This window comes from Kitasatospora azatica KCTC 9699, from assembly GCF_000744785.1.
Lineage (GTDB): Bacteria > Actinomycetota > Actinomycetes > Streptomycetales > Streptomycetaceae > Kitasatospora > Kitasatospora azatica.
Window position 1 is genome coordinate 1,901,818 of record NZ_JQMO01000003.1, and the last position, 21,899, is coordinate 1,923,716.

Sequence of the window (21,899 nt, forward strand, 5' to 3'; positions counted from 1 at the left end):
CACCACGGTGCACCGCGCCACCAGTCAGGTACCTCGCGAGATGGAAGTAGGTCGAGATTGCGATGAGCACTCGATGAGTACGCGATGAGTACGCCCATGAAGTAGCGACGGTCCGGCGGACAACGACCCCGGACTTATAGACAGGAGCGAAGTGGCTAAGGTCCGGGTTTACGAACTCGCCAAGGAACTCGGCTTGGAGAGCAAGGCCGTCATGGCCAAGCTGACCGAGCTGGGTGAGTTCGTCCGTTCGGCGTCCTCGACGATCGAGGCGCCGGTTGTGCGCAAGTTGACTGATGCTTTGGGAGCGACGCCGCCGTCCGGTGGCGGCTCCGCCAAGCCTGGCCCGCGGAAGCCCGCGGCGCCCCAGCCCGCCGGCGGTGCCGGTGGCGCTGCACCCAAGCCGGGTGCCCCCACGCCGGGTCCGCGTCCCACCGCGGCCCCCGGCCCCCGTCCGACTCCGGCAGCCGCCGCCCCGGCTGCTGCCGCTCCGGCCGCCCCCGCGGCGCCGGCGGCTCCCGCCGCCTCGCGTCCGGGTGCGCCGACTCCGGGCCCGCGTCCGGCCGCACGTCCCGCCGCTCCGGCGGCCCCGGCTGCTCCGGCGGCCGAGTTCTCCTCGCCGGCTCCGGCCGGCGACGCCCCCGCCCCCGCAGCGCGTCCGGCTTCGCCGGCCCCGCGTGCGGCCGGCCCCGCCGCCGGTGGCGCCCGTCCGGGCCCGCGTCCGGCCGGTCCGCGTCCGGGCAACAACCCCTTCACCTCCGGCAGCGCCACGGGCATGGCCCGTCCCGGTGACCGTCGTCCGGCCGCGCCGGGCGAGCGTCCGGCCCGTCCGGGTGGTCCCGGCGCCGGTGCACAGCGTTCAGACGGCCCTGGCGGTGCCCGCCCGGCCCGTCCGGGTGGTCCCGGCGCTGGTGCACAGCGTTCCGACGGCCCTGGCGGTGCCCGCCCGGCCCGTCCGGGTGGTCCCGGTGCCGGTGCACAGCGTTCCGACGGCCCTGGCGGTGCCCGCCCGGCCCGTCCGGGTGGTCCCGGCGGCGCGCCGCGTCCCGACGGGATGCCGCGTCCGGCCGGCCCGCGTCCGGGTGCTCCCAGCCCGTCCGGCATGCCGCGCCCGAACCCGGGCATGATGCCGCAGCGTCCCGGCCCGGGCACTGGCCCGCGTCCGGGCCCCGGTGGCCGTGGTCCCGGTGGCCCCGGCGGCCGTCCGGGTGGTCCGGGTGCCGGCGGCGGCGCCCGTCCCGGCTTCGCCGGTCGTCCGGCCGGTCCGGGCTCGCGCCCGGCCGGTGGTGGCGGTGGCGGCTTCGGCGGCCCCGTCCGGGTGGCGGCGCCGGTGGCGGCGGTGGCTTCGGCCCGCGTCCCGGTGGCTTCGGCGGTCGTCCCGGCGGCCCGGGTGCCCGTGGTGGCACGCAGGGTGCCTTCGGTCGTGGCCCGGGTGGTCGCCCGGCGCGCGGTCGCAAGTCGAAGCGGGCGAAGCGCCAGGAGTACGAGGCCATGCAGGCCCCGTCCATGGGTGGCGTGATGCTGCCCCGCGGCAACGGACAGACTGTCCGGCTGTCGCGCGGCGCCTCGCTGATGGACTTCGCGGAGAAGATCAACGCCAACCCGGCGTCGCTGGTCTCGGTGATGTTCAACCTCGGCGAGATGGTCACCGCGACCCAGTCGGTCTCCGACGCCACCCTCGAGCTGCTGGCCGGCGAGATGGGCTTCGTGCTGGAGATCGTCAGCCGTGACGACGAGGACCGCGAGCTGCTCGAGTCCTTCGACATCGACTTCGGTGCCGACGAGGGCGACGAGGACATGCTGGTCGCCCGTCCGCCGGTGGTGACCGTCATGGGTCACGTCGACCACGGTAAGACCCGACTGCTCGACGCGATCCGCAAGTCCAACGTGGTCGCGGGCGAGGCCGGTGGCATCACCCAGCACATCGGTGCCTACCAGGTCACGGCCGACGTCAACGGCGAGGACCGGAAGATCACCTTCCTCGACACCCCGGGTCACGAGGCGTTCTCCGCCATGCGTGCCCGTGGTGCCAAGTCCACCGACATCGCGATCCTGGTGGTCGCGGCCAACGACGGTGTCATGCCGCAGACGGTTGAGGCGTTGAACCACGCCAAGGCCGCGGGTGTGCCGATCGTGGTCGCCGTCAACAAGATCGACGTCGAGGGCGCCGACCCGACCAAGGTCCGCGGTCAGCTGACCGAGTTCGGTCTGGTGGCGGAGGAGTACGGCGGCGACACCATGTTCGTCGACATCTCGGCTCGCCAGGGCCTGCACATCGACCAGCTGCTGGAGGCCGTGGTCCTGACCGCGGACGCCTCGCTGGACCTGCGGGCCAACCCGGAGCAGGACGCGCAGGGTATCGCCATCGAGGCGCACCTGGACAAGGGTCGCGGCGCCATGGCGACCGTCCTGGTCCAGCGTGGAACGCTGCGGGTCGGCGACTCGATCGCCGTCGGCGACGCGCACGGCCGTGTCCGCGCCATGCTCGACGAGAACGGCAAGAACGTCGAGGAGGCGGGTCCGTCCCGTCCGGTCCTGCTGCTCGGTCTGACCTCGGTGCCGCGCGCCGGCGACAGCTTCATCGTCGTCGACGACGACCGCACCGCGCGCCAGATCGCCGAGAAGCGTTCGGCCCGTGACCGCAACGCCATGTTCGCCAAGCGTCCGATGCGGATCTCCCTGGAGAACCTGGACCAGGCGATCGCGGCCGGCGGTATCCAGCAGCTCAACCTCATCATCAAGGGCGACGTCTCCGGTTCGGTGGAAGCCCTCGAGGACGCCCTCGTCAAGCTCGACGTGGGCGACGAGGTCGAGCTCCGGATCCTGCACCGCGGTGTGGGTGCCATCACCGAGTCCGACGTGGACCTGGCGATGGGCTCGGAAGCGATCATCATCGGCTTCAACGTCCGCGCCGAGGGCCGTGCTCGCACGGCCGCCGAGCGCGAGGGCGTCGACGTCCGGTACTACTCGGTCATCTACCAGGCGATCGAGGAGATCGAGGCCGCGCTCAAGGGCCTGCTCAAGCCCGAGTACGAGGAGGTGCGCCTCGGCTCCGCGGAGATCCGCGAGGTGTTCCGCAGCTCCAAGTTCGGCAACATCGCGGGTGTCATCGTCCGCGAGGGCTTGCTGCGCCGCAACGCCAAGGCCCGCCTCATCCGCGACGGCAAGGTCGTGTCGGAGAGCCTCACCATCGAGGGTCTGCGCCGCTTCAAGGACGACGCGACCGAGGTCCGCGAGGGCTTCGAGGCCGGTGTCACCCTGGGGTCGTTCAACGACATCAAGGTGGACGACATCATCGAGACCTTCGAGATGCGCGAGAAGCCGCGCTCGTAACGGGTGCTCGTACCGGGGCCGGTCGGCGGGAAATTTCCCGTCGACCGGCCCCGGTCTCGCTGTGTAGGGTCCTCGACATCAGCCCCCGATTCGTCCGGGGGTTACTACGAGGCCTTCAGGTCGGCGAGACCTGTCATACATGTTCGTGGGAACACTCACCTTCGACCTGCTCCTCGGCGACGTTCACTCGTTGAAGGAGAAGCGATCGATCGTGCGGCCCATCGTGGCCGAACTGCAGCGCAAGTACAGCGTGTGCGCCGCAGAAGTCGGGAACCAGGATCTGCACCGCCGGGCCGAGATCGGCCTCGCGGTCGTCTCGGGCGAACACCGGTTCGTCACCGAGATCCTGGACAGCTGTGAGCGGCTGGTCGCCGGCCGCCCCGAAGTGCAGTTGCTCTCCGCGAGGAGGCGCTACTACGGCGACGAGGATGATTGAGATCGGGAGCGGGGGCGCAACGTCGCCACCGTCACACCGACGAGGACCGAGAGCGCCCACAAGGCTGGGCGCGGGCCGGTACTTTGGGGCTTGGGCCCCGAGGGGTGAGCGATCACCCGGAGTACCGTGCCCACTGCACGAGGAGGCAACGTGACCGACACCGCAAGGGCGCGCAAGCTCGCCGACCGTATCCAGGTGGTCGTCGCCCAGACCCTGGAGCGGCGCATCAAGGATCCGCGGCTGGGCTTCGTGACCATCACCGACACCCGCGTCACCGGCGACCTGCGGGAGGCCACGGTCTTCTACACGGTCTTCGGCGACGAGACCGAGCGGGAGGCCACGGCGGCCGCGCTGGAGAGCGCCAAGGGCGTGCTCCGGTCCGAGGTCGGCAAGCAGACCGGGGTGCGCTTCACCCCGTCGCTGACCTTCGTCGCGGACGCGCTGCCGGACAACGCCCGACAGATCGACGACCTGCTCGACAAGGTGCGGGTCTCGGACGCGGCGGTGCGCACCGCCGCCGCCGGGGCGCAGTACGCCGGTGAGGCCGACCCCTACAAGGCGCCGGCCCGCGACGACGCGGACGAGGACGAGTAGTCATGGCAGTTGAGCCGGCGGCGGCCGGTTCGGCGAGGGCGTCCGGCACCACTGAGGTGGCGGACGCCCTCGCGGTGCTTCCGGGGCAGCGCGCGCAGTCACCGGGCGGCTTCGAGCCGTGCCCGGGCGGCTTCGACGCGGTCTGGGAGCAGGTGCTCGCGGACATCGGGCGGGCCACCGAGATCGACCTGATCTGCCACATCGTCCCCGACGGGGACGCGCTCGGCTCGGCGCTGGCCGCCGGACTGGCGCTGCGGGCGCTCGGGCACCGGGTCCGGGTCTCCTTCGGCGACGATCCGCAGATCATCCCCGAGTCGCTCTCCTTCCTGCCCGGGCAGGAGCTGATCGTGCCGGCCGCGGAGGTGCCGGCCCAGCCGGACCTGGTGCTCTGCTTCGACGTGGCCTCCGAAGGACGGCTCGGCCTGCTGCACCAGAAGGCCTTCGCGGCGCGCACCCTGGTGGTGATCGACCACCACGCCTCCAACCCGGGCTTCGGGACGCACCGGCTGATCGACCCGAGCGCGCCGGCCACTGCCGTGCTGGTGGACGAGCTGCTGCGCCGGCTCGGGGTGCGGCTCGACCAGGAGCTGGCCACCTGCCTGTACACGGGGGTCGCCACCGACACCGGGTCGTTCAAGTACGCGGCCACCACGCCGCAGACCCATGAGCTGGCCGGGCGGCTGCTGGCCACCGGGATCCGGCACGACCTGATCTCCCGCCAGCTCTGGGACACCTCCTCCTTCGGCTACCTGAAGGTGCTGGCCGCCGCGCTGGACCGGGCGGTCTACGAGCCCGAGGCGGTCGACGGGCGCGGGCTGGTGTGGACCTGGGTGCCCTACCAGGACCTGGCGCTGTACAGCGTCACCGTCGAGGAGATCGAGGGCCTGATCGACATCCTGCGCCGCCCGGCCGAGGCCGAGGTGGCGCTGGTGCTCAAGCAGGACCCGGACGGCACGCTGCGCGGCTCCTGCCGCTCGAAGGGTGCGGTCGACGTGGCGGCGGCCTGCCAGGAGTTGGGCGGGGGCGGGCATGTGTACGCGGCCGGGTTCTCGGTGCGCGAGGACGTGCCGAGCACCGTGGCGCGGTTCCGGTCCGCGCTCGGCTGATCATTTCACTCTCAAGAAAGTACCGATGAAGCGCAAAGGCACCGGCCCCGACGGTCTGGTCATCGTGGACAAGCCCGAAGGCATCACCTCGCACGGGGTGGTCGCCCGGATGCGGCGGCTGGCGGGGACCAGGAAGGTCGGCCACGCCGGCACCCTGGACCCGATGGCCACCGGCGTGCTGGTGATCGGTGTGGAGCGGGCCACCCGGCTGCTCGGGCACCTGATGCTGACCGCCAAGACCTACACGGCGACCATCCGGCTCGGCCAGACCACGATCACCGACGACCGCGAGGGCGAGGTCACCGAGTCCACCCCGGTCACCGGTGTCAGCCGGGAGGCGATCGACGCCGAGATCGTCAAGCTGACCGGCGAGATCATGCAGGTGCCCTCCAAGGTCAGCGCGATCAAGATCGACGGGAAGCGGTCCTACCACCGGGTCCGCGAGGGCGAGGACTTCGAGATCCCCGCGCGGCCGACCACGGTCCACTCCTTCACCGTGCACGAGCTGCGCGAGGCGGTCGCCGAGGACGGCACGGCGGTGCTCGACCTGGACGTCACCGTCGAGTGCTCCTCCGGTACGTACATCCGCGCGCTGGCCCGGGACCTGGGCGCCGCGCTCGGCGTCGGCGGGCATCTGACCGCGCTGCGGCGCACCAAGGTCGGCCCGTACGAGGTCTCGTCCGCGCACACGCTGGAGCAGCTGGAGGAGCAGCTCAGCGTGCTGCCGATCGCCGAGGCCGCGGCGGCCGCGTTCCCGCGCTGGGACATCGGCGAGGAGGACGCTAAGCGGCTCTCCACCGGGATCAGGCTGAAGGCGCCCGGTCTCGGGGTGGACGGGCCGATCGCGGTCTTCGGACCGGACGGGACCTTCCTGGCGCTGGTCGAGGAGCAGGGCGGCCAGGCCAGGCCGGTGGCGGTTTTCGTCGGGTAGCAGCTCCGCCCCGGTCGTCGGGGCCCTCCCTTGGTAGTTGGTGCCCTCCCCGGCAGCCGGGGCTCACTCGGATGGGCGAGCGCGCGAGGTGAACGGCCGTGGTGAACGGAGCGGCCGGGGTCGCTCGGCCCGTCCCGTGGGCAGGCTCATCGCGGCGAGCACGGCAGCGGTGACGGGCCCGACGGGAGCCCGCCCGGGCCGCCGGGGAGGGCAGCACAATGACGGGTGGCCTCGCGGACACCGACCCCAACGGGTCGCTGGTACGACTGTCCGACAGCGCCGGGCGCGAGCTGGGCTACGGGTTCCCGGCGGACGCCCGCGGCACGCTGCTGACGGCGTACCAGACGGTCGCCGATCTCGGTGACGTTCCGCCGGTGCGCGCCGGTGATGCCGTGGTGCGCGGCCTGACCCGGTGCCCCGAGCTGGGCCTGGCACTGCTGACGGTCGATCAACCGGCCGTAGCGCGGCCGCTCCCGGTGCTGCTCGGTGCGCTCGCCGAGCCGGGCCGGCCGGTCGCCGTGCCGCGCGAGGGCGCGCCGCCGCTGCTGGGCACACTGCTGGGCACCGGCACCGCACTCAGTGCCTGGCCCGGTCCGGTCCGGCTGCTGCCCGGGATCCTGCTGCTCGAGCTGCCGGGAGCAGCCGCCCCGGGCACCGCGCTGCCGGCCGGGCTGCCGGTCCTGGATCCGGCGACCGGAGCGGTGCTCGGCCTGCTCGCCCCCGGGCTGCGCGGCCTGCCGGCCGGCCTGACACCGGCCGTCCCGATCACCGGCCACCCGGAGCTCCCGCCCGAACTCGCCGAGCTGCTGGCCCGCAACGCCGTCGACGCCCCGGCGTACGGGCCCGCGCTCAACCTCGGCGGGATGCTCCAACTGGCCTCCCGCCAGCTGGCGGCCGCCGTGGCGGGTCCGGGCCGGGTCACCGACCTCGCCGCCGACCGGGTCGAGCGGGCCGACGGGCTGGCCGGCGAGGAGCCGGAAGCCCCGCTCACCGTGCTGGTCGGCGAACCGGGCAGCGGCCGGACCACCGAGCTGGCCGCGCTCGCCGTGCGCCGAGCGGGCGGCCCCCGGGCGCTGCCCACGCTCTGGCTGCGCGGGGCCGACCTGTGGAGCGGCGACTCCTCGGTGACGGATGCCGTCGGACGGGCCCTGGCGCCCGATGTGACGGCGGCGGCCGCGGCCCAGGTCTGCGCGGCGGGCGGGCGGCCGCTGCTGGTGCTGCTGGACGGTCCCGAGGAGGCGCCGGCCGTCCTCGGCGCGCCCTGGTGGGAGCGGACGCTGCGCTGGCTGGGCGAGAGCGGGGCGCGGCTGCTGGTGGCCTGCCGGCCGGAGAGCTGGGAGCCGGGGCGCTGGGAATCGGGGCGCTGGGACGTGGAGCACGGTGTCGCCCAGGTCCGGTTGCACCGGCTGGGCCCGCTGCGCGGATCGGCGCTGGAGCGGGCGGCCCGGCGGTACGGGGTCACGGCGCCGGAGGCGGCGACCGCTCCGCTGGTACTGCGGCTGGCGGGAGAACTGCGGGCGGCGGGGGTGGCGGGGGCGTCGGGGGCGGGCCGCGCCGAGCTGTACGGCGGGTGGCTCGACCTGTGCTGTCTGCGGATCGCCCAGCGGCTGGCCGAGGAGGGCCCGCGACCCGCCTCGCACCGCAAGGGCGCGGTGGGCCGGCCGGCCGTGCCGGTGTCGCCCGGGCGGGTGCGGCGGTTGGCGGCCACGGTGGCCGGACGGTTGCACGAGGCGGCGCGGCGGATGCTCGGGCCCGGGCAGGGCGGCCTGGGACGGGCGGCCTTCGAGGAGCTGTTCCCGGTCAGCGGCGGCTGGGCGCGGGCGGTGCTCGCGGAGGGGCTCTTCGTCCCGGCGGGCGACGGTTACCGGTTGGCGCACGAGGAGATCGCCGACTGGCTGCTCGGGCTGCACCTGGACCTGGAGGCGGCCCTGTGCCAGCTGCTCGCCGCCGGGGAGCGGCGCGGGGTGCCCCGGCACCGGGTGGGCACGGTGGAGGCCGCCCTGCGCACGGTCGGGGAGACTTGGGGGGAGGCCACGCTGAACGGGTGGCTGGACCGGCTCTGGCAGGCCCTGGCGGACCCGGGGACCGGACCGGAGGCCCGCTGGTGGGCGTCCCGGCTGCTCGCGGCGGGCCTGCGGGCGAGCCCGGCGCCCGGAGCGCACCGGGAGCTGCTGGAGCGGTTGGCCGAGCGGATCGCGCAGGCGACGGCGGGGACGGGCGGGTTCGCGGCGCTGCGCGAGGGCCCGCGACCGGCCACCCGGCGCAGACCGACCGCCGGTGGCGCGCCGGGGCAGGGGGCGCGGGAGGCGGCGGAAGACGGGGGCCGGGCGAGCGAGCGGGTGCGCCGGGGCGTGCGGCGGCCGAGAGTGCGGCCGGCTCACCGGTACCGGAGGGGCCGCCGGTTGACGGTCCGCCGGTTCACGGCCTGCCGGTTGACGGTCCGTCGGGGGAGCCGGACACCGCGGGCCTCGGTCTGTTCGGCCCCGGCTTCTGGGACGCGCTCGACCTCCCGCCGGCCACCCGCTGGGCCCTGCTGCGCATCCTGGTCCGGGCGGACGGTCCGGAGCAGGGCTTCCTCGGCGCCGCGGCGGCCTGGCTGCGGGCCGGCGGGGCAGCGGTGTTCCCGCTGCTCTGCGGCTGGTTCGAGGACGGCCGCGGCCTGCCGGCCCGCCCGGGCGCCACCGTCGCCGACCTCGCCCAGGACCTGCTCTACGCCCACCGCGCCTTCGCCGTCGACGAGTTGACCGAGGCGCTGGTGGCCGCAGCGCACCCGAGGGCGGACGCGCTGCTCACCGTGCTGGCCGTCGAGGAGCCCTCCGCGCTCTGCCGCGCCGTCGACCGGTGGAGCCACGACCCGCGCGCCGAGCGCCATGTGGCCGCCGCCGTGCACGCGCTGCGCACCGCGCCGTACGCGAGCGGCCCGGGCCTGGACCTGCTGCGCTTCACCGCCCTGACGCTGCTCGCCCGGGAGACCGAACCCGGCCTGCACGGCGCCGCCCTGGCCCTGCTGGTCCGCGACCGGCGGACCCGTCCGAAGCACCTGCAGGCCGCCCTCGACGCCTACGCCGCGGACGACTCGTTCGTCACCCCGGAGATCCTCGGCACCGCGCTCGACACCGACCAGGCCGCCGTGCTGGCCGCCTTCGAGGCCCGACTCGAGCGGCCCGGCGCCGGCGCGGCGGCCGTGCTCCGGGTGCTCGCCGACGCCCTGCCCGCCGACACGCGGGCGCCGGGCACACTGCCCGACCCCGCCACCCGGCTGGCCGGGCGGCTGCTGCGGGAGCGTCCGGAGCGGGCCGAGCTGGTCGCCGAGTACCTCAACCGGCGACTCGCCCTCGGCACGGCGGGCCCGGGCGACCTGACCGCCCTGCTCGGCGCCGGACCGGTGGACCGCCCGGCCGCCCTCCGGCAGACCTTCGCCCTGGTGCTGGCCACCCCGGGACCGGGCGACGAGGAACTGCGCCGACAGTTCCTGGACCGGCTGCTGGCCACCGAGCGGGACCCGGCGGTGCTGGCCCCGGTGCTGGAGCGGGTGGCCACCACCGTGGACCGGCGCGATCCGGACCGGGCCCGCGCGGTGGTGCGCCGGATCGCGGACGCCTGGGCCCACGGCGAGGGCGGGATCGAGCGGCTGGACGCCCTGTTGGTGCGCTGCGCGGGCCGTACGGCCGGCTTCGCCCTGCTGCTCGCCGACTGGCCGTCGGACGCCCGCCCGCCGGCCGGCGGCCCGCTGTTGGAGCGGATGCGGGCCCAGGTGGCGCGCGGTGCCGACCCGCAGTACGCGGCCGCGGAGGCCGAGCGGGCCCCGGTGCGCCCCGTCATCGCGGTGCCGCCGCGCGCAGCAGGTGTTCCGGTGCCGGGGCGCCAGCGGGCGCATGGCACGCTATAGGGGTTCGAGTTCGAGCGTTTGAGCACCCGGGAGCGGGAGCTCGGAGCGAGACCCCAAGTAGAGAAGGAGCGGTCAGGGTGCAGCGCTGGCGTGGCCTGGAGGAGATTCCCGGCGACTGGGGACGTAGCGTCGTCACCATCGGTTCCTTCGACGGTGTGCACCTGGGGCACCAGCTGATCGTCAACCGGGCCGTCGCCCGGGCCCGTGAACTGGGCGTCCAGGCCGTGGTGGTGACCTTCGACCCGCACCCGAGCGAGGTGGTCCGGCCGGGCAGCCACCCGCCGCTGCTGGCCCCGCACCCGCGCCGGGCCGAGCTGCTGGCCGAACTCGGGGTGGACGCGGTGCTGGTGCTGCCCTTCACCACGGAGTTCTCCCAGGAGTCGCCGCAGACCTTCGTGCAGCAGGTGCTGGTGGACGCGCTGCACGCGCGGCTGGTGATCGAGGGGCCGAACTTCCGGTTCGGCCACAAGGCGGCCGGCGATGTCGCGCTGCTGGCCGAGCTCGGCCGGGCGGCGGACTTCGAGGTCGAGGTGGTCGACCTGCAGGTGCGAGGCGCGGCCGGTGGCGGCGAGCCGTTCTCCTCCACGCTGACCCGCCGGCTGGTCGCCGAGGGCGATGTGGCGGGCGCGGCCGAGGTGCTGGGCCGCCCGCACCGGGTCGAGGGCGTCGTGGTGCGCGGTGCGCAGCGCGGGCGCGACCTCGGCTACCCGACCGCCAACGTGGACACCGTGCCGCACAGTGCCGTCCCGGCCGACGGGGTGTACGCGGGATGGCTGACGGTGCTCGGCCGGCCTGGGCCCCTCCTGCCCGATGCCGGGCAAGGAGGGAGGATGCCGGCGGCGATCTCGGTGGGCACCAACCCGACCTTCAACGGCACCACCCGCACCGTCGAGGCCTATGCGATCGACCGGGTCGGCCTGGACCTGTACGGACTGCACGTGGCGGTCGACTTCCTCGCCTACCTGCGCGGGATGGAGAAGTTCGACACCATCGAGGCGCTGCTCGACCGGATGGCGGACGACGTCAAGCAGGCCAGGGAGCTGACCGAGTAGGTCTGACGATTCCTCAGAACGCGAACGGCGCCCCGGTCGAAGGGGCGCCGTTCGCATTGCTGCCTACTGCTGCGGGGGCGGCGGCGGGTAGCCGTAGCCCTGCGGGGGCTGGGCCGGGTCGGGCTGCTGCGGCGGGTGCGTCCAGTCCTGCGGCAGCGCCTGCTGCTGCGGGGCTGCGGGCCCGGCCGGCGGGTAGCCGTAGCCCTGCGGCGGCTGCCCGGGAGCGGGCTGGCCCGGCTGCTGCGCCCAGGGCTGGCCGGCCGGCGGAGCACCCCAGGGCTGGGCCTCCTGCTGCGGGTAGCCGTAGCTCTGCGGCTGCCCTGCCCACTGCTGCTGCCCGGCGGCGGCCTGCTGCTGCCAGCCGCCGGCGGCCTGCTGGGCCTGCTGCGCCCGGAGGATGTCCTCGCCGACCAGGGTGGCCAGGTCGAAGTACGCCTCGCGGACCTTGGGCCGCATCATCTCCAGGTTGACCTCGGCGCCGGCCGCCAGGCTCTCGTCGAAGGGCACCACCACGACGCCGCGGCAGCGGGTCTGGAAGTGCGCGACGATGTCCTCGATCCGGATCATCTTGCTGGTCTCGCGGACCCCGGAGACCACCGTGATGCTGCGCTGCACCAGGTCGGCGTAGCCGTGCGCGGCCAGCCAGTCCAGCGTGGTGCTGGCGCTGCTGGCGCCGTCCACGCTCGGCGTGGCGACGATGATCAGCTGGTCGGCCAGGTCGAGGACGCCGCGCATCGCGCTGTACAGCAGGCCGGTGCCGGAGTCGGTCAGGATGATCGGGTACTGGCGGCCCAGCACGTCGATCACCTGGCGGTAGTCCGAGTCGTTGAAGGTGGTGGAGACCGCCGGGTCGACGTCGTTGGCCAGGATCTCCAGACCGGAGTTGAGGTCCTGCGAGGTGAACTGGCGGATGTCCATGTAGCTGCGCAGGTGCGGGATGGCGGTCACCAGGTCGCGGATGGTCGCGCCGGTCTGACGCTTGATCCGGCGGCCCAGCGTGCCGGCGTCCGGGTTGGCGTCGATCGCGATCACCTTGTCCTGGCGCTCACTGGCCAGGGTGGCCCCGAGCGAGGTGGTGGTCGTGGTCTTGCCGACGCCGCCCTTGAGGCTGATCACCGCGATCCGGTAGCAGCTCATCACAGGGGTGCGGATGATGCTCAGCTTGCGCTCGCGCTCGGCCGCCGCGGCCTTGCCGCCGAACTTGATCCGCGGGGTCTGGCGCTGCTGCTTGGGCTGGTTGCGCAGCAGTCGGTCGGAGTTGAGCTCGACCGCGGCGGTGTAGCCGAGCGGGGCGCCGAGCGCGGTCGGCTGCTGGTTGCCGGGCTGCTGGAAGGCGGCCGGGGCCTGCGGGACGCCCTGCTGCTGCGGGTAGCCGACCGGCGCCGGGTAGGGCTGCTGGCCGGGGATCTGGCCCTGGACCTGGCCGGGGACCGGTGCGGGGGCGCCCTGGGCAGGGCCCGGCTGGACCGGTCCGGGGTAGCCGGCCTGCTGCTGGTGCGGCCAACCGCCCTGGCGCGGGTCGACCGGCTGGACCGGGCCCGGCTGCGGGTGTCCGGGCTGTCCGGCCTGCGGCACACCGGGCTGACCCGGCTGCATCGGCTGGACCGGCTGGCCGGGCTGACCCGGCTGCGGGGCCCAGGGCCCACCGGGGCCGGGCTGCGGCGCCAGCGGCTGGGGCTGACCGGGCTGGGGCTGACCAGGCTGGGGGGCGTTCGGCTGCAGGTGCGGGGGGTACGCGCCGGGCGGGTAGGCGCTGCCGGGGTAGCCGGGCTGGGGCTGAGCGGGCTGCGGCTGGGGGGATTGGGGCTGGCCTGGCTGTGGCGGCGCGACCTGGTACGGGCCCTGCTCGGCGGCAGGCCAGCCGGGCGCGGCCACCGGTGCGGCCCCGGGCCCGGGCACGTTCGGCGCGGGGGCCACCGGGGCGACGGGCTGCGGCTGAGCGGTCGGCGGCTGTTCGCCGACCGGCGGCGCGGGGGCCGGCACCGGAGTGGGCACCGGCGTCGGAGCCGGCCCGGCCGCGGGGGCCGCAGCGGCGGTCGGCGCCGGCGCGGCCTGCTCGTGCACCGGCTGCCCCTGCCCGGGCACCGGCGCGGGCGCGGCGGCTACGGCAGTCGAAGCGGTCCCGTCCACGGCAGCCGCAGCGGCCGGAGCCGCCGACTCGGCGGGAGCAGCGGCCGGCGTGGCCGTCCCGCCCCCCGACGCCGACTCGCCCTGGGTGTACCAGGACGGGGGAGTGTAGTCAGGCGCGTCGGACCAGTCGTCGTCGTCCTCCGCCGCGTTGTCGCCGACGTAGACGCCGTCCCGATCGCTGCTCACCTTGGGCTCCCTCGTGTTCGCCGCCGCTGGTCGCGGTGCCGTAGGCACAAGACTAGAACCTTGTCCCAGCCGGGTTCACTGCACCGTCAGGTCTGGTCGGTCCTGACGGGCCGTCGGGCACTCGTCAGAGTGACCGCCGACCCCGTCCGTGGTCCGTCCCGGTGGTCGGTCCTGGCGGTCCGGCTCAGTCGACCCGGCGGGCCGGTCCCAGCAGCTGGTGCTCGGCCTGCCCCGGTTCGGTGCGGACGTACTGACGGCGGATCCGGGTGGCCCAGAGCGTGATGTCCTCGCCCAGGGTGGGCAGCGCCGCAACGTCCGGCCCGCTCAGCGTCAGCACCCGCCCGACCAGCTCGGCCTCCTGCGGCGAGACCCGCTGCACGCCCACCAGGTCGGCGGCGTTCAGCACCCGGGCCGCGTTCGGGCCCAGGAACGGCAGCACGGTCAGGGTGGACTGCCAGGGCGAGGCGGAGAGCCGGCTGCGCGGCGGCCGCGGCCCGAGGTCACGCACCACCAGCACCGGCGCGGCCACCGAGGCGCCCTGGGCGCCGAGTCGGCCGATCTGGTGGACCGTCACGCACGGCTGCCCGCCGCCCGCGGCCTGCGCCAGCGGCGCCCAGATCTGCGGCCGGGCGGTCTCCACCGCGACCCGGGCACCGGTGGCGGCCGCGCGCAGCGCCACCAGCTGAGCCGTCCACACACCGCCGACCAGCACCACGTCGTACGCGGTGGGCCGGAACAGGCCGAGCACGGCGGGCCGGCGCTCCGGGTCCTCGCCGATCAGCACCCCGTCGTCGCCGACCGGGAAGGCGAGCGCCGCCAGGTCGGCGGGCTCCAGCACGTGCTGCTCCCGGCGCGGGCCGCGCAGGCCGAAGCCGGCCCGGATCCGGGCCACGGGTCGCGGCCGCTCGGGGCCGGGGTGCGCCGACTGGCCGGAGTAGGTCTGGTAGGCCATCAGGAAGTCCCTCCCAGGGGCAGCGTGGCGAGCAGACCGGGCGCCTGCTCCTGGTCGAGCCGGGACAGCCCCAGGCCCACGCTCTGCGCGCGCTGCTCCAGCAGTCGGCCGAACTGCGCGACGTCGTGCTCGCTGCGGGCCACCACCCGGACGTGGCCGCTGATCGCCACCGCGTCGCCGGTACCGGGCCGGGCGGTCAGGCTGAACGCGCTGGCCAGCGCGGGTGTGCCGGTGACCAGGTTGACCAGGTCAGGGGCCGAGATCCGGCCCGCCGCGCCGCCCGGGCGGCTCAGTTGGGGCCACTTGGAGATCCAGTAGGTGGTGTGGAAGCGGTCGTCGACCCGCCAGAACCGGCTGCTCTCCTGGGTGCGCCGGGTCACCCCGCCGCCGCTGCCGGAGCCCTGCCGGCCGGCCGTGGCCAGCGGGTTGGCGCAGGTGGCGATGGACAGCGCGGCGATCAGCTCGCGCTCGTCCAGCGCGGTGGCGCTGAACCCGGCGCCGTTCAGCCGGCCGGCCAGCTGGTCGGTGACCCGCTGCAGCGCCTTGCGGGCGCCCTCCTCGCCGCCGCCGCGGGCCAGCACGGCGGTGGCCGCCCGCTCCGGGTCGAGCTTGAGCGCGACCCAGGTCAGCCGCAGCGCCGGGGTGGTCAGACCGTCCGGCAGCTGCTGGTAGGCGCGGGTGGCCAGGGCCTGCTCGGGCAGGTGCGGGGCCGGGGCGGGCTGGGTGTGCTGGACCAGCTGCACCGACTCCAGGCTGATGTCGTCCACCCGCAGCGCCGAGCAGATCACGTCCAGCGGCAGCGGCAGCGCGGTGCGCATCGGCCGCAGCGGCTGGTCCTTGGCCTGCACCAGCAGGACCGAGGTGAGGAAGGTGCCGTCGCCGATCATGCCGGTCTCGCGGCGGACCGGGCGGCCGGCGCCGAGGTCGATCTCGGTGGCGTGGGTGCAGGTGCGCAGCGCCGGGTCCAGCTCGAGGGCGGGCGCCAGGCCGGGGTCGGTGCCCGGCGGCACGCTGCCCGGTGCCTCGCGGCGGCGCACGCGCTGCGCGGAGCGGATCCGCAGCGCCTCCGGCAGGGTGCGGCCGCGGATCGGGACCAGGGCGAGCACCAGCAGCAGCACGGCGGGGACGGCGAACGCCCCGGCCACCATCTTGTTGATCGTCCAGCCGACGGCGACCAGTGCCACCGCGACCTCGATCAGGACCAGTTGCTGCAGGCGCAGCCGGCTGCCCAGCAGCCCGGGCCGCGGGTGCACCTTGATCGGCACCGGTGTCGGCCCGGTGACCTGGACCGGACTCTCCGCACTGCGCTGTGCCGTCCTGCGTCGCCCTGGAGCGGTCTGGCTTGGCATCCCCCGCGTGACCCTCTCTGATTGGCTGTCACAGCCCGGTTGGCCGGGCGCTGAACAGTACCCGTACCGTACTCACCGTCTGCCGCATCGTAGAGGGTTGGGCCGCACACCGGGCCCGGCGGGCGGCGAATTGGCGAGCGGGGCGCTTGAACAGGGGAGACGAGGACAGATGGCATCACGGCGCGACGAGCTGAACGCCTACACCTTCGCGCGCAAGCGCACGGTGGGCGCGTTCCTGCAGCCCGGCGGCGGAGGCAGCGACGAGGACGCGCCGCGGCCGATCCGCGCGGTGGTGCCCTCGTTGGTGGTGGGCGCGCTGGTGATGGCCGGGTTCGGGCTGTGGGGGATGATCAAGCCCACGGCGCAGCAGGGCTGGGACGACGGCAAGAACGTCATCGTCGGCAAGGACTCGACGACCCGTTACGTGGTGCTGCCGGGCCCGAACGGCACCAAGGTGCTGCACCCGGTGCTCAACATGGCCTCGGCGAAGCTGGTGCTGCCGGCCGACTCCAAGGTGGTCTTCGTCGCCGACTCGGTGCTGGACAACTACAAGACGCACGGCGCGACCATCGGCATCCCGTACGCGCCGGACAAGCTGCCCAGCGCGCAGGACGCCCAGCAGGCCAAGAAGTGGTCGGTCTGCGACCTGCCCGGTGCCGATGACGACCACCCCAACCAGGGCGTCTTCGTGGCGGCCGGTCCGGAGGCGGCCACCCTGGCCCGCAAGGACCGGCTGCTGGGTGACGGCCAGTCGCTCTACGTCCAGGCGCCGCGCAAGAACGGTGCGGACGGCACGCAGTACCTGGTGGACTCGCAGGGGCGCAAGCACGTGCTGGGCCAGCAGGGCATGAGCGACGCCGACATGACGGCGCTGCGGATCGCGGTCTTCGGCACCCAACCCAAGCCGGAACATGTCACCCAGCAGTGGCTGGACACGCTGGCGGACGGCACCGCCATCACCTTCCCGAGCGTCCCCGGCCTGACCGCCACCAGGACGCACTCCACCGTCCCGCTCTCCGACCCGAAGGAGCAGTTCGTCGGCCGGGTGGTCACCTCGGGGGACGCCTACTACGTGGTGGGCCTCAATCGGCTCTACCAGGTCACCCAGTTCACCGCCCAGCTGATCCTGAAGAACCCGCAGACCCAGGTCGCCTACGACCGCGGTGAGACGGTGCAATGGGACACCATCACCCCGACCGACAACGCCCAGAACACCCGCGACTACGAAACCAGCGGACCGATGGCCAAGGTGACCGACTGGCCGTCCGCCAAGCTGGGTGGCCCGGTCAACAGCACCGGCTCGGGCACCCGTCAGGTGATCTGCTCGACCTTCGACGGGATGACCCCCGGCGGGGACGTGCAGCGCTCCGTCTGGGCCTGGACGGAGTTCCCCGCCACCTTCACCCTCGGCGCCGCGACCGCCCATGTCAGCCCGGGCCACGGGCTGTTCTACCGGGCGATGGACAACGACCCGCAGGCCTCGGGCAGTGACTACCTGATCACCGAGACCGGGCTGCGCTACTCGGTGCCGACCTACAGCGAGGGGCAGGTGCCGGCTTCGCCCAGCGCCGGTGCGTCCGCCGGCGCGGCCCAGCAGGCGGCCGGGGCGCAGGCCGGCGCCCAGCCCGGGCAGCCGGTACCGAATGAGGCCCAGGCACGGCTCGGTTACAAGGACGACGTGCCGGTGCCGGTGCCCAAGGCGTGGTCGGACCTGGTGCCCGTGGGCTCGGCGCTCAACACCAAGACCGCCGTGCAGGAGCAGAACTCCTGACACTTGGTCAGCTCGCGGCTGTCACAACGTCATGGCTTGGTAACCAAACGGCGCCCGGTGTTGGGCCTGTCCCCACCGGCGACTACAGTGCTGCCAGGCATCACACCGTGATGTCCGTCGGGCGGGCTGGGTGACCAGGGGGTCCGACGATGGTCTGTCTCATGGGGGACGGTGCAAGATGGCTGGTCAGTTCACGACGACCGCTGAGGAGATGCGTGCCTTCTCGGCCCGGATCACCGAGGTGAACTCGCAGATCCAGGGCGAGATCTCGAAGCTCAACTCGCTGATCGGCGAGGTGGCCGGTGGCTGGTCCGGTGACGCCGCGACGGCTTACCACCAGCTCCAGGAGAAGTGGAACGACGACGCCAACGCGCTGAACAAGGTGCTGGACGAGATCCGCCAGGCGATCGACACCACCACCAAGCAGTACTCCACGACGGAGGACCAGCAGCGCTCGTCGATCAGCGGCGTCCAGGGCGCCTGACCCGTTCGGGTCAACGCAGCGTAGTTCGGAGGGGGCAGCCTCGGATGGGTCGTCCCCGGTCCACCTCTTCCTCGTAAGGAGTCACCATGGCTGACGGCAGCATCAAGGTCACATTTGCCACGATCGAGAACGCGGGCACCACGGTTCGCCAGACCGCGAACACGATCCAGTCGCAGCTGGACGACCTCAAGGCCGGCGTTCAGAAGATCGCCGCTTCCTGGACCGGCGCGGCGCAGGAGGGCTACCAGGCCCGCCAGGCCATCTGGGACCAGAAGGCGGCCGACCTGCACACCACGCTGAACCAGATCGCCGCGGCGCTGGACAACGCGCACCAGAGCTACACCGCCACGGAGAACTCCAACAAGGCGATCTGGGCGGGCTGAGCCCTCGCCCCCGCACGGGGGCCTGGTGCTGATCGTGTCGAGGAGCGGGCGTCCCGAGCCGGGCGCCCGCTCCGGCTGTTGCGGCAAGTCGAGGGGTGCGAAGTGGTGTTGAGGCGAAGGCTGGGCCGCGCTGCGGCGGCCGCGGTGGTCCTGGGCGTGCTGGCCGGCTCGGCCGTCGCCCCGGCGTACGCCGCCGACCCGCCGGGGGTGCACTGGTCGCCGTTGAGCATCTCCGCCGCCGGCAACTGCAAGTTCGGCGAAAAGGACGTCCCCGCCACCCCGTGGGCGCTGCAGCGGGTGTTGCTCGACCAGCTCTGGCAGAAGGGCGCGGTCACCGGCAAGGACGTGCTGGTCGCGGTGATCGACACCGGTGTGGACGACCGCAACGAGCAGCTGAAGGGCAAGGTCCAAGAGGGCCCCAACCTGCTGATGGACAAGAGCCAGAACCCGCCCAAGCTGACCGACGGGGGTTCCAAGACCGACCCGGTGGGCCACGGCACCAAGGTGGCCGGGATCATCGCGGCGGCTCACCGCGACGGCGTCGGCTTCGTCGGACTCGCCCCCGACGCACAGATCCTGGCGATCCGGCAGAACGACGACGCGGGCAACGGCGACGTCGGCACGCTGGCCCAGGCGATCAACGAGGCGGTCACCCGGGGCGCCAAGGTGATCAACATTTCGCAGGACGTGCGCGGCACCACCGGAAGTGCCTTCGGCGGCAGCGACGTGCTCAAGCGCGCGGTGGACGCGGCCGAGGCGGCCAACGTGGTGGTGGTCGCGGCCTCCGGCAACGACGGCCAGGAGGGCAACACCTACCCGGCCGCCTTCGACACCGTGCTCGCGGTGGGCGCCTCCGACCGCAACAACGAGCGCGCCACCTTCTCCGAGTACGGCAACTTCGTCAAGGTCGCCGCGCCCGGCGTCGACATGCTCTCCACCGTCCCCGGCGGCGGCCAGTGCGTGGACAACGGCACCAGCTTCGCCTCCCCCTATGTGGCCGGGGTGGCCGCCCTGCTGCGCGGCCAGCACAAGGACTGGACGGCCCGGCAGATCCGGGCCCGGATCGAGCAGACCGCGCAGCGCACCGAGCGCGGGCCCAACAAGTACATCGGCTGGGGTGTGGTCGACCCGGTCAAGGCGGTCACCGACACCGACCCGCCGGCCAACGACCCGGTCCCCGACCCGCAGGTCAGGCTGGCCGACGCGCCGATCGTGCCGCAGCCGCTCGGCCTCGGCGAGACCCAGGCCGACCGCGACCGCCGCACCGCCACGTACGTCCTGGTCACGGCCGCGCTGATGGTCGCCCTGCTGTTCGGCGGCTCGGTCGTGCTGCGCGACGCCCGCCGCCGCTCGAAAGGCACCGACACCCTGTAACAGCCCGGGCCCGCCGCCGCGTCATCAGAGTGTCGGGGCGGTGCGAGCGGGGGAGTAGCGGTGGGCCAGCAGAGTACGGCGCGCGAGGCGGAGTACCTGGAGTTCGCCGTCGCCCGCTCCGGCCACCTCTACCGCTCGGCCTGCCTGCTGACCGGCGGGGACACCCACCTCGCCGAGGACCTGGTGCAGGAGGCGCTCGGGCGGATGTACGCGCTGTGGCGGCGCAGCAGATGGTCGACCGGCGGACAGCGGATCGAGAACCCCGCCGCCTACGCGCACACCGTCCTGGTCCGCGCCTTCCTGACCCACCAGCGTCGCCGCAGCAGTACCGAGCGCCCCACCGTGGAGCTGCCGGACGCGCCGGCCCGGGCGAGCGACCCCGAACTGCGGGTCACCCTGCTGGAGGCGCTGGCCCAACTCTCCGCCCGGGACCGGGCCGTGCTGGTGCTCCGCTACTGGGAGGACCGCAGCGTCGAGGAGACCGCCGAGGCGCTGCGCTCGAATTCCGGCGCGGTCCGCACCCAGAGCAGCCGTGCGCTGACCCGGCTGCGCGCCGTCCTCGGCGACTCGCTGGTCGAAACCGCCTGAAGCCTTGCAGACTCTTCCGAGAGACGGTGATCACTCGTGCCCGCAGACGACGACTTCCATGACCTGATCGATGCCCTCGGGAGTGCCGGCCGGCAGTTCGCCACCGAGACCGACCCGCTGGTGACCGGTGGACTGACCCGGGGCCGTTCGCTGCGCCGCCGCCGCGCCGTGGCGCTGACCGGCGGCGTCACCGCGCTGGCGGCGGTCGGGGTGGTGGGGGTGCTGGTCGGCACCCCGGGCAGCCCCAGCCGTCACACCGAGACGGTGACGGCCGCCTCGCCGAGCATGCCCGACCCCAGCGGCTCGCAGAGCCCTGACGCGGCGCCCGGGACGACCAAGGAACAGATGCTGGCGATCGTCAAGTCACTGCTGCCGCCCGGTCGGACCAGCCTGGAGGTGGGCGAGGGCACCGCCGAAGCCGGCAGCGCGCCGCGCGACGCGGCGAGCGCGACCATGGACTTCGACGACGGTCACGGCAAGGCGCGGTTCCGGGTCCAGCTCGGCCGGGTGATCCCGACGTCCGTGCTCAACATGACCCGCTGTCCGGACCCGCAGTCCGAACCGGTCGAGGGATGCACGAGTGAGACGACGCCCGATGGTTCCACCCTGACTCTGCTGCAGGGATACCTCGACCCCGGCAAGCGCACCACCAAGCTCTGGCAGGCCACCCTGCTGGATCCCGCCGGCTGGCTGATCATGGCGAACGAGTGGAACGCGCCCGCCGAGCAGCCGACCGAGGCCTCCCGGCCCGACCCCCCGCTGAGCCTGGCCCAGCTCGGCGCGATCGTCACCAACCAGCAGGCCTGGGCCCCGGTCCGGGCCGGCGCCGCGCCCTATCCGACGCACCCGGCCGCCCCGCCGAGGGTCGACGGCAAGGAGCTGCGGACGACCTTGGAACAGCTGCTCCCGGCCGGCCTGACGACCTCCGGCAGCGGCGGGGACTCGAACCCCGCCGACGCCGGCTACACGAGGCTGATCGTCGACGACGGCAAGGGGGCGAGCCTGGTCCAGGTGAACGTGCAGGACTGGAGCGCGATGGTGGCCGCCGACAGCGAGATGGTGCTGAAGATCTTCGGTCACGCCCAGGTGCTGCCCGACGGCAGCAAGGTGGCGGTCGACACCGATGCCGACCCGGGTGGCGAGCGCGGGCGGGGCAGCCTGATGTGGCAGGTGGAGGTGCTGCGCAAGGACGGCATCCGGGTCGTGGTGTCGGCGCTGAACAGTTCGGAGATCGCGAACGACGCCACCCGCAGCAAGCCCGCGCTCACCGTGGAGCAGCTCACGACGATCGCCACCAGTCCGCGCTGGAAGTTGCACGGCTAGCCGGGTCCCCCGCGTGGCACG

Annotated in this window: 15 protein-coding genes and 1 pseudogene; 13 read left to right on the forward strand and 3 right to left on the reverse strand. The window is 74.0% G+C overall.

What is annotated here, in order from left to right; all coding sequences use genetic code 11:
- The first annotated feature begins 151 nt into the window (after nt 1–151).
- The 7 genes and pseudogenes from infB (at nt 152) to BR98_RS19150 (ending at nt 11,338) form a co-directional block, all read left to right on the forward strand.
- Nucleotides 152–3,330 (forward strand): annotated as a pseudogene (infB, locus tag BR98_RS38160) (translation initiation factor IF-2).
- Between the two features lie 139 nt (nt 3,331–3,469).
- Nucleotides 3,470–3,766 (forward strand): DUF503 domain-containing protein, encoded by a 297-nt coding sequence (locus BR98_RS19125; RefSeq protein ID WP_035846273.1) that lies wholly within the window; start codon nt 3,470–3,472, stop codon nt 3,764–3,766.
- 150 nt (nt 3,767–3,916) lie between these two features.
- Complete coding sequence (rbfA, locus tag BR98_RS19130; protein ID WP_035846275.1) at nt 3,917–4,360, forward strand: 30S ribosome-binding factor RbfA; 444 nt, start codon at nt 3,917–3,919, stop codon at nt 4,358–4,360.
- A 2-nt stretch (nt 4,361–4,362) separates the two neighbouring features.
- A complete protein-coding gene (locus BR98_RS19135; RefSeq protein WP_083976734.1) occupies nt 4,363–5,466 on the forward strand; it encodes a DHH family phosphoesterase in 1,104 nt (367 codons plus the stop codon).
- A 25-nt stretch (nt 5,467–5,491) separates the two neighbouring features.
- Nucleotides 5,492–6,397 carry a tRNA pseudouridine(55) synthase TruB gene (truB, locus tag BR98_RS19140; protein ID WP_035846286.1) on the forward strand — a complete coding sequence of 302 codons (906 nt, stop codon included), beginning with the start codon at nt 5,492–5,494 and terminating at the stop codon, nt 6,395–6,397.
- Nucleotides 6,398–6,615: 218 nt separating this feature from the next.
- Nucleotides 6,616–9,141 (forward strand): hypothetical protein, encoded by a 2,526-nt coding sequence (locus BR98_RS19145; protein WP_051969930.1) that lies wholly within the window; start codon nt 6,616–6,618, stop codon nt 9,139–9,141.
- A gap of 1,222 nt (nt 9,142–10,363) precedes the next feature.
- The gene (locus tag BR98_RS19150) at nt 10,364–11,338 is read left to right on the forward strand and encodes a bifunctional riboflavin kinase/FAD synthetase (protein WP_035846287.1); all 975 of its coding nucleotides are present in this window, start codon (nt 10,364–10,366) and stop codon (nt 11,336–11,338) included.
- A 63-nt stretch (nt 11,339–11,401) separates the two neighbouring features.
- On the opposite strand, the gene BR98_RS19155 is transcribed toward BR98_RS19150, so the two are convergent.
- The 3 genes from BR98_RS19155 to eccE all read right to left on the reverse strand — a co-directional run bounded on the left by BR98_RS19155 (nt 11,402) and on the right by eccE (nt 15,871).
- A complete protein-coding gene (locus BR98_RS19155; protein WP_063774803.1) occupies nt 11,402–13,654 on the reverse strand; it encodes a MinD/ParA family ATP-binding protein in 2,253 nt (750 codons plus the stop codon).
- 184 nt (nt 13,655–13,838) lie between these two features.
- Nucleotides 13,839–14,606, reverse strand: a complete 768-nt coding sequence (locus BR98_RS19160) for a hypothetical protein (protein WP_232247456.1) — start codon at nt 14,604–14,606, stop codon at nt 13,839–13,841.
- Entirely contained in the window at nt 14,606–15,871 is a 1,266-nt protein-coding gene (eccE, locus tag BR98_RS19165) for a type VII secretion protein EccE (RefSeq protein WP_232247457.1), read from the reverse strand. Before eccE ends, BR98_RS19160 begins: the two co-directional genes overlap by 1 nt.
- 253 nt (nt 15,872–16,124) lie before the next feature.
- Here eccE and eccB point away from each other — a divergent pair, with 253 nt between their 5' ends.
- The 6 genes from eccB (at nt 16,125) to BR98_RS19195 (ending at nt 21,878) form a co-directional block, all read left to right on the forward strand.
- Nucleotides 16,125–17,726 carry a type VII secretion protein EccB gene (gene eccB / locus BR98_RS19170; RefSeq protein WP_035846292.1) on the forward strand — a complete coding sequence of 534 codons (1,602 nt, stop codon included), beginning with the start codon at nt 16,125–16,127 and terminating at the stop codon, nt 17,724–17,726.
- 178 nt (nt 17,727–17,904) lie between these two features.
- Entirely contained in the window at nt 17,905–18,210 is a 306-nt protein-coding gene (locus tag BR98_RS19175) for a WXG100 family type VII secretion target (RefSeq protein WP_035846299.1), read from the forward strand.
- Between the two features lie 86 nt (nt 18,211–18,296).
- Nucleotides 18,297–18,593 carry a WXG100 family type VII secretion target gene (locus BR98_RS19180; protein ID WP_035846302.1) on the forward strand — a complete coding sequence of 99 codons (297 nt, stop codon included), beginning with the start codon at nt 18,297–18,299 and terminating at the stop codon, nt 18,591–18,593.
- Between the two features lie 105 nt (nt 18,594–18,698).
- Complete coding sequence (gene mycP, locus BR98_RS19185) at nt 18,699–19,967, forward strand: type VII secretion-associated serine protease mycosin (RefSeq protein ID WP_232247459.1); 1,269 nt, start codon at nt 18,699–18,701, stop codon at nt 19,965–19,967.
- A 60-nt stretch (nt 19,968–20,027) separates the two neighbouring features.
- Entirely contained in the window at nt 20,028–20,555 is a 528-nt protein-coding gene (locus BR98_RS19190) for a SigE family RNA polymerase sigma factor (protein ID WP_035846306.1), read from the forward strand.
- Nucleotides 20,556–20,591: 36 nt separating this feature from the next.
- On the forward strand, nt 20,592–21,878 hold the full coding sequence (locus BR98_RS19195) for a hypothetical protein (protein ID WP_051969931.1): 1,287 nt from the start codon (nt 20,592–20,594) through the stop codon (nt 21,876–21,878).
- Nucleotides 21,879–21,899: the final 21 nt, after the last annotated feature.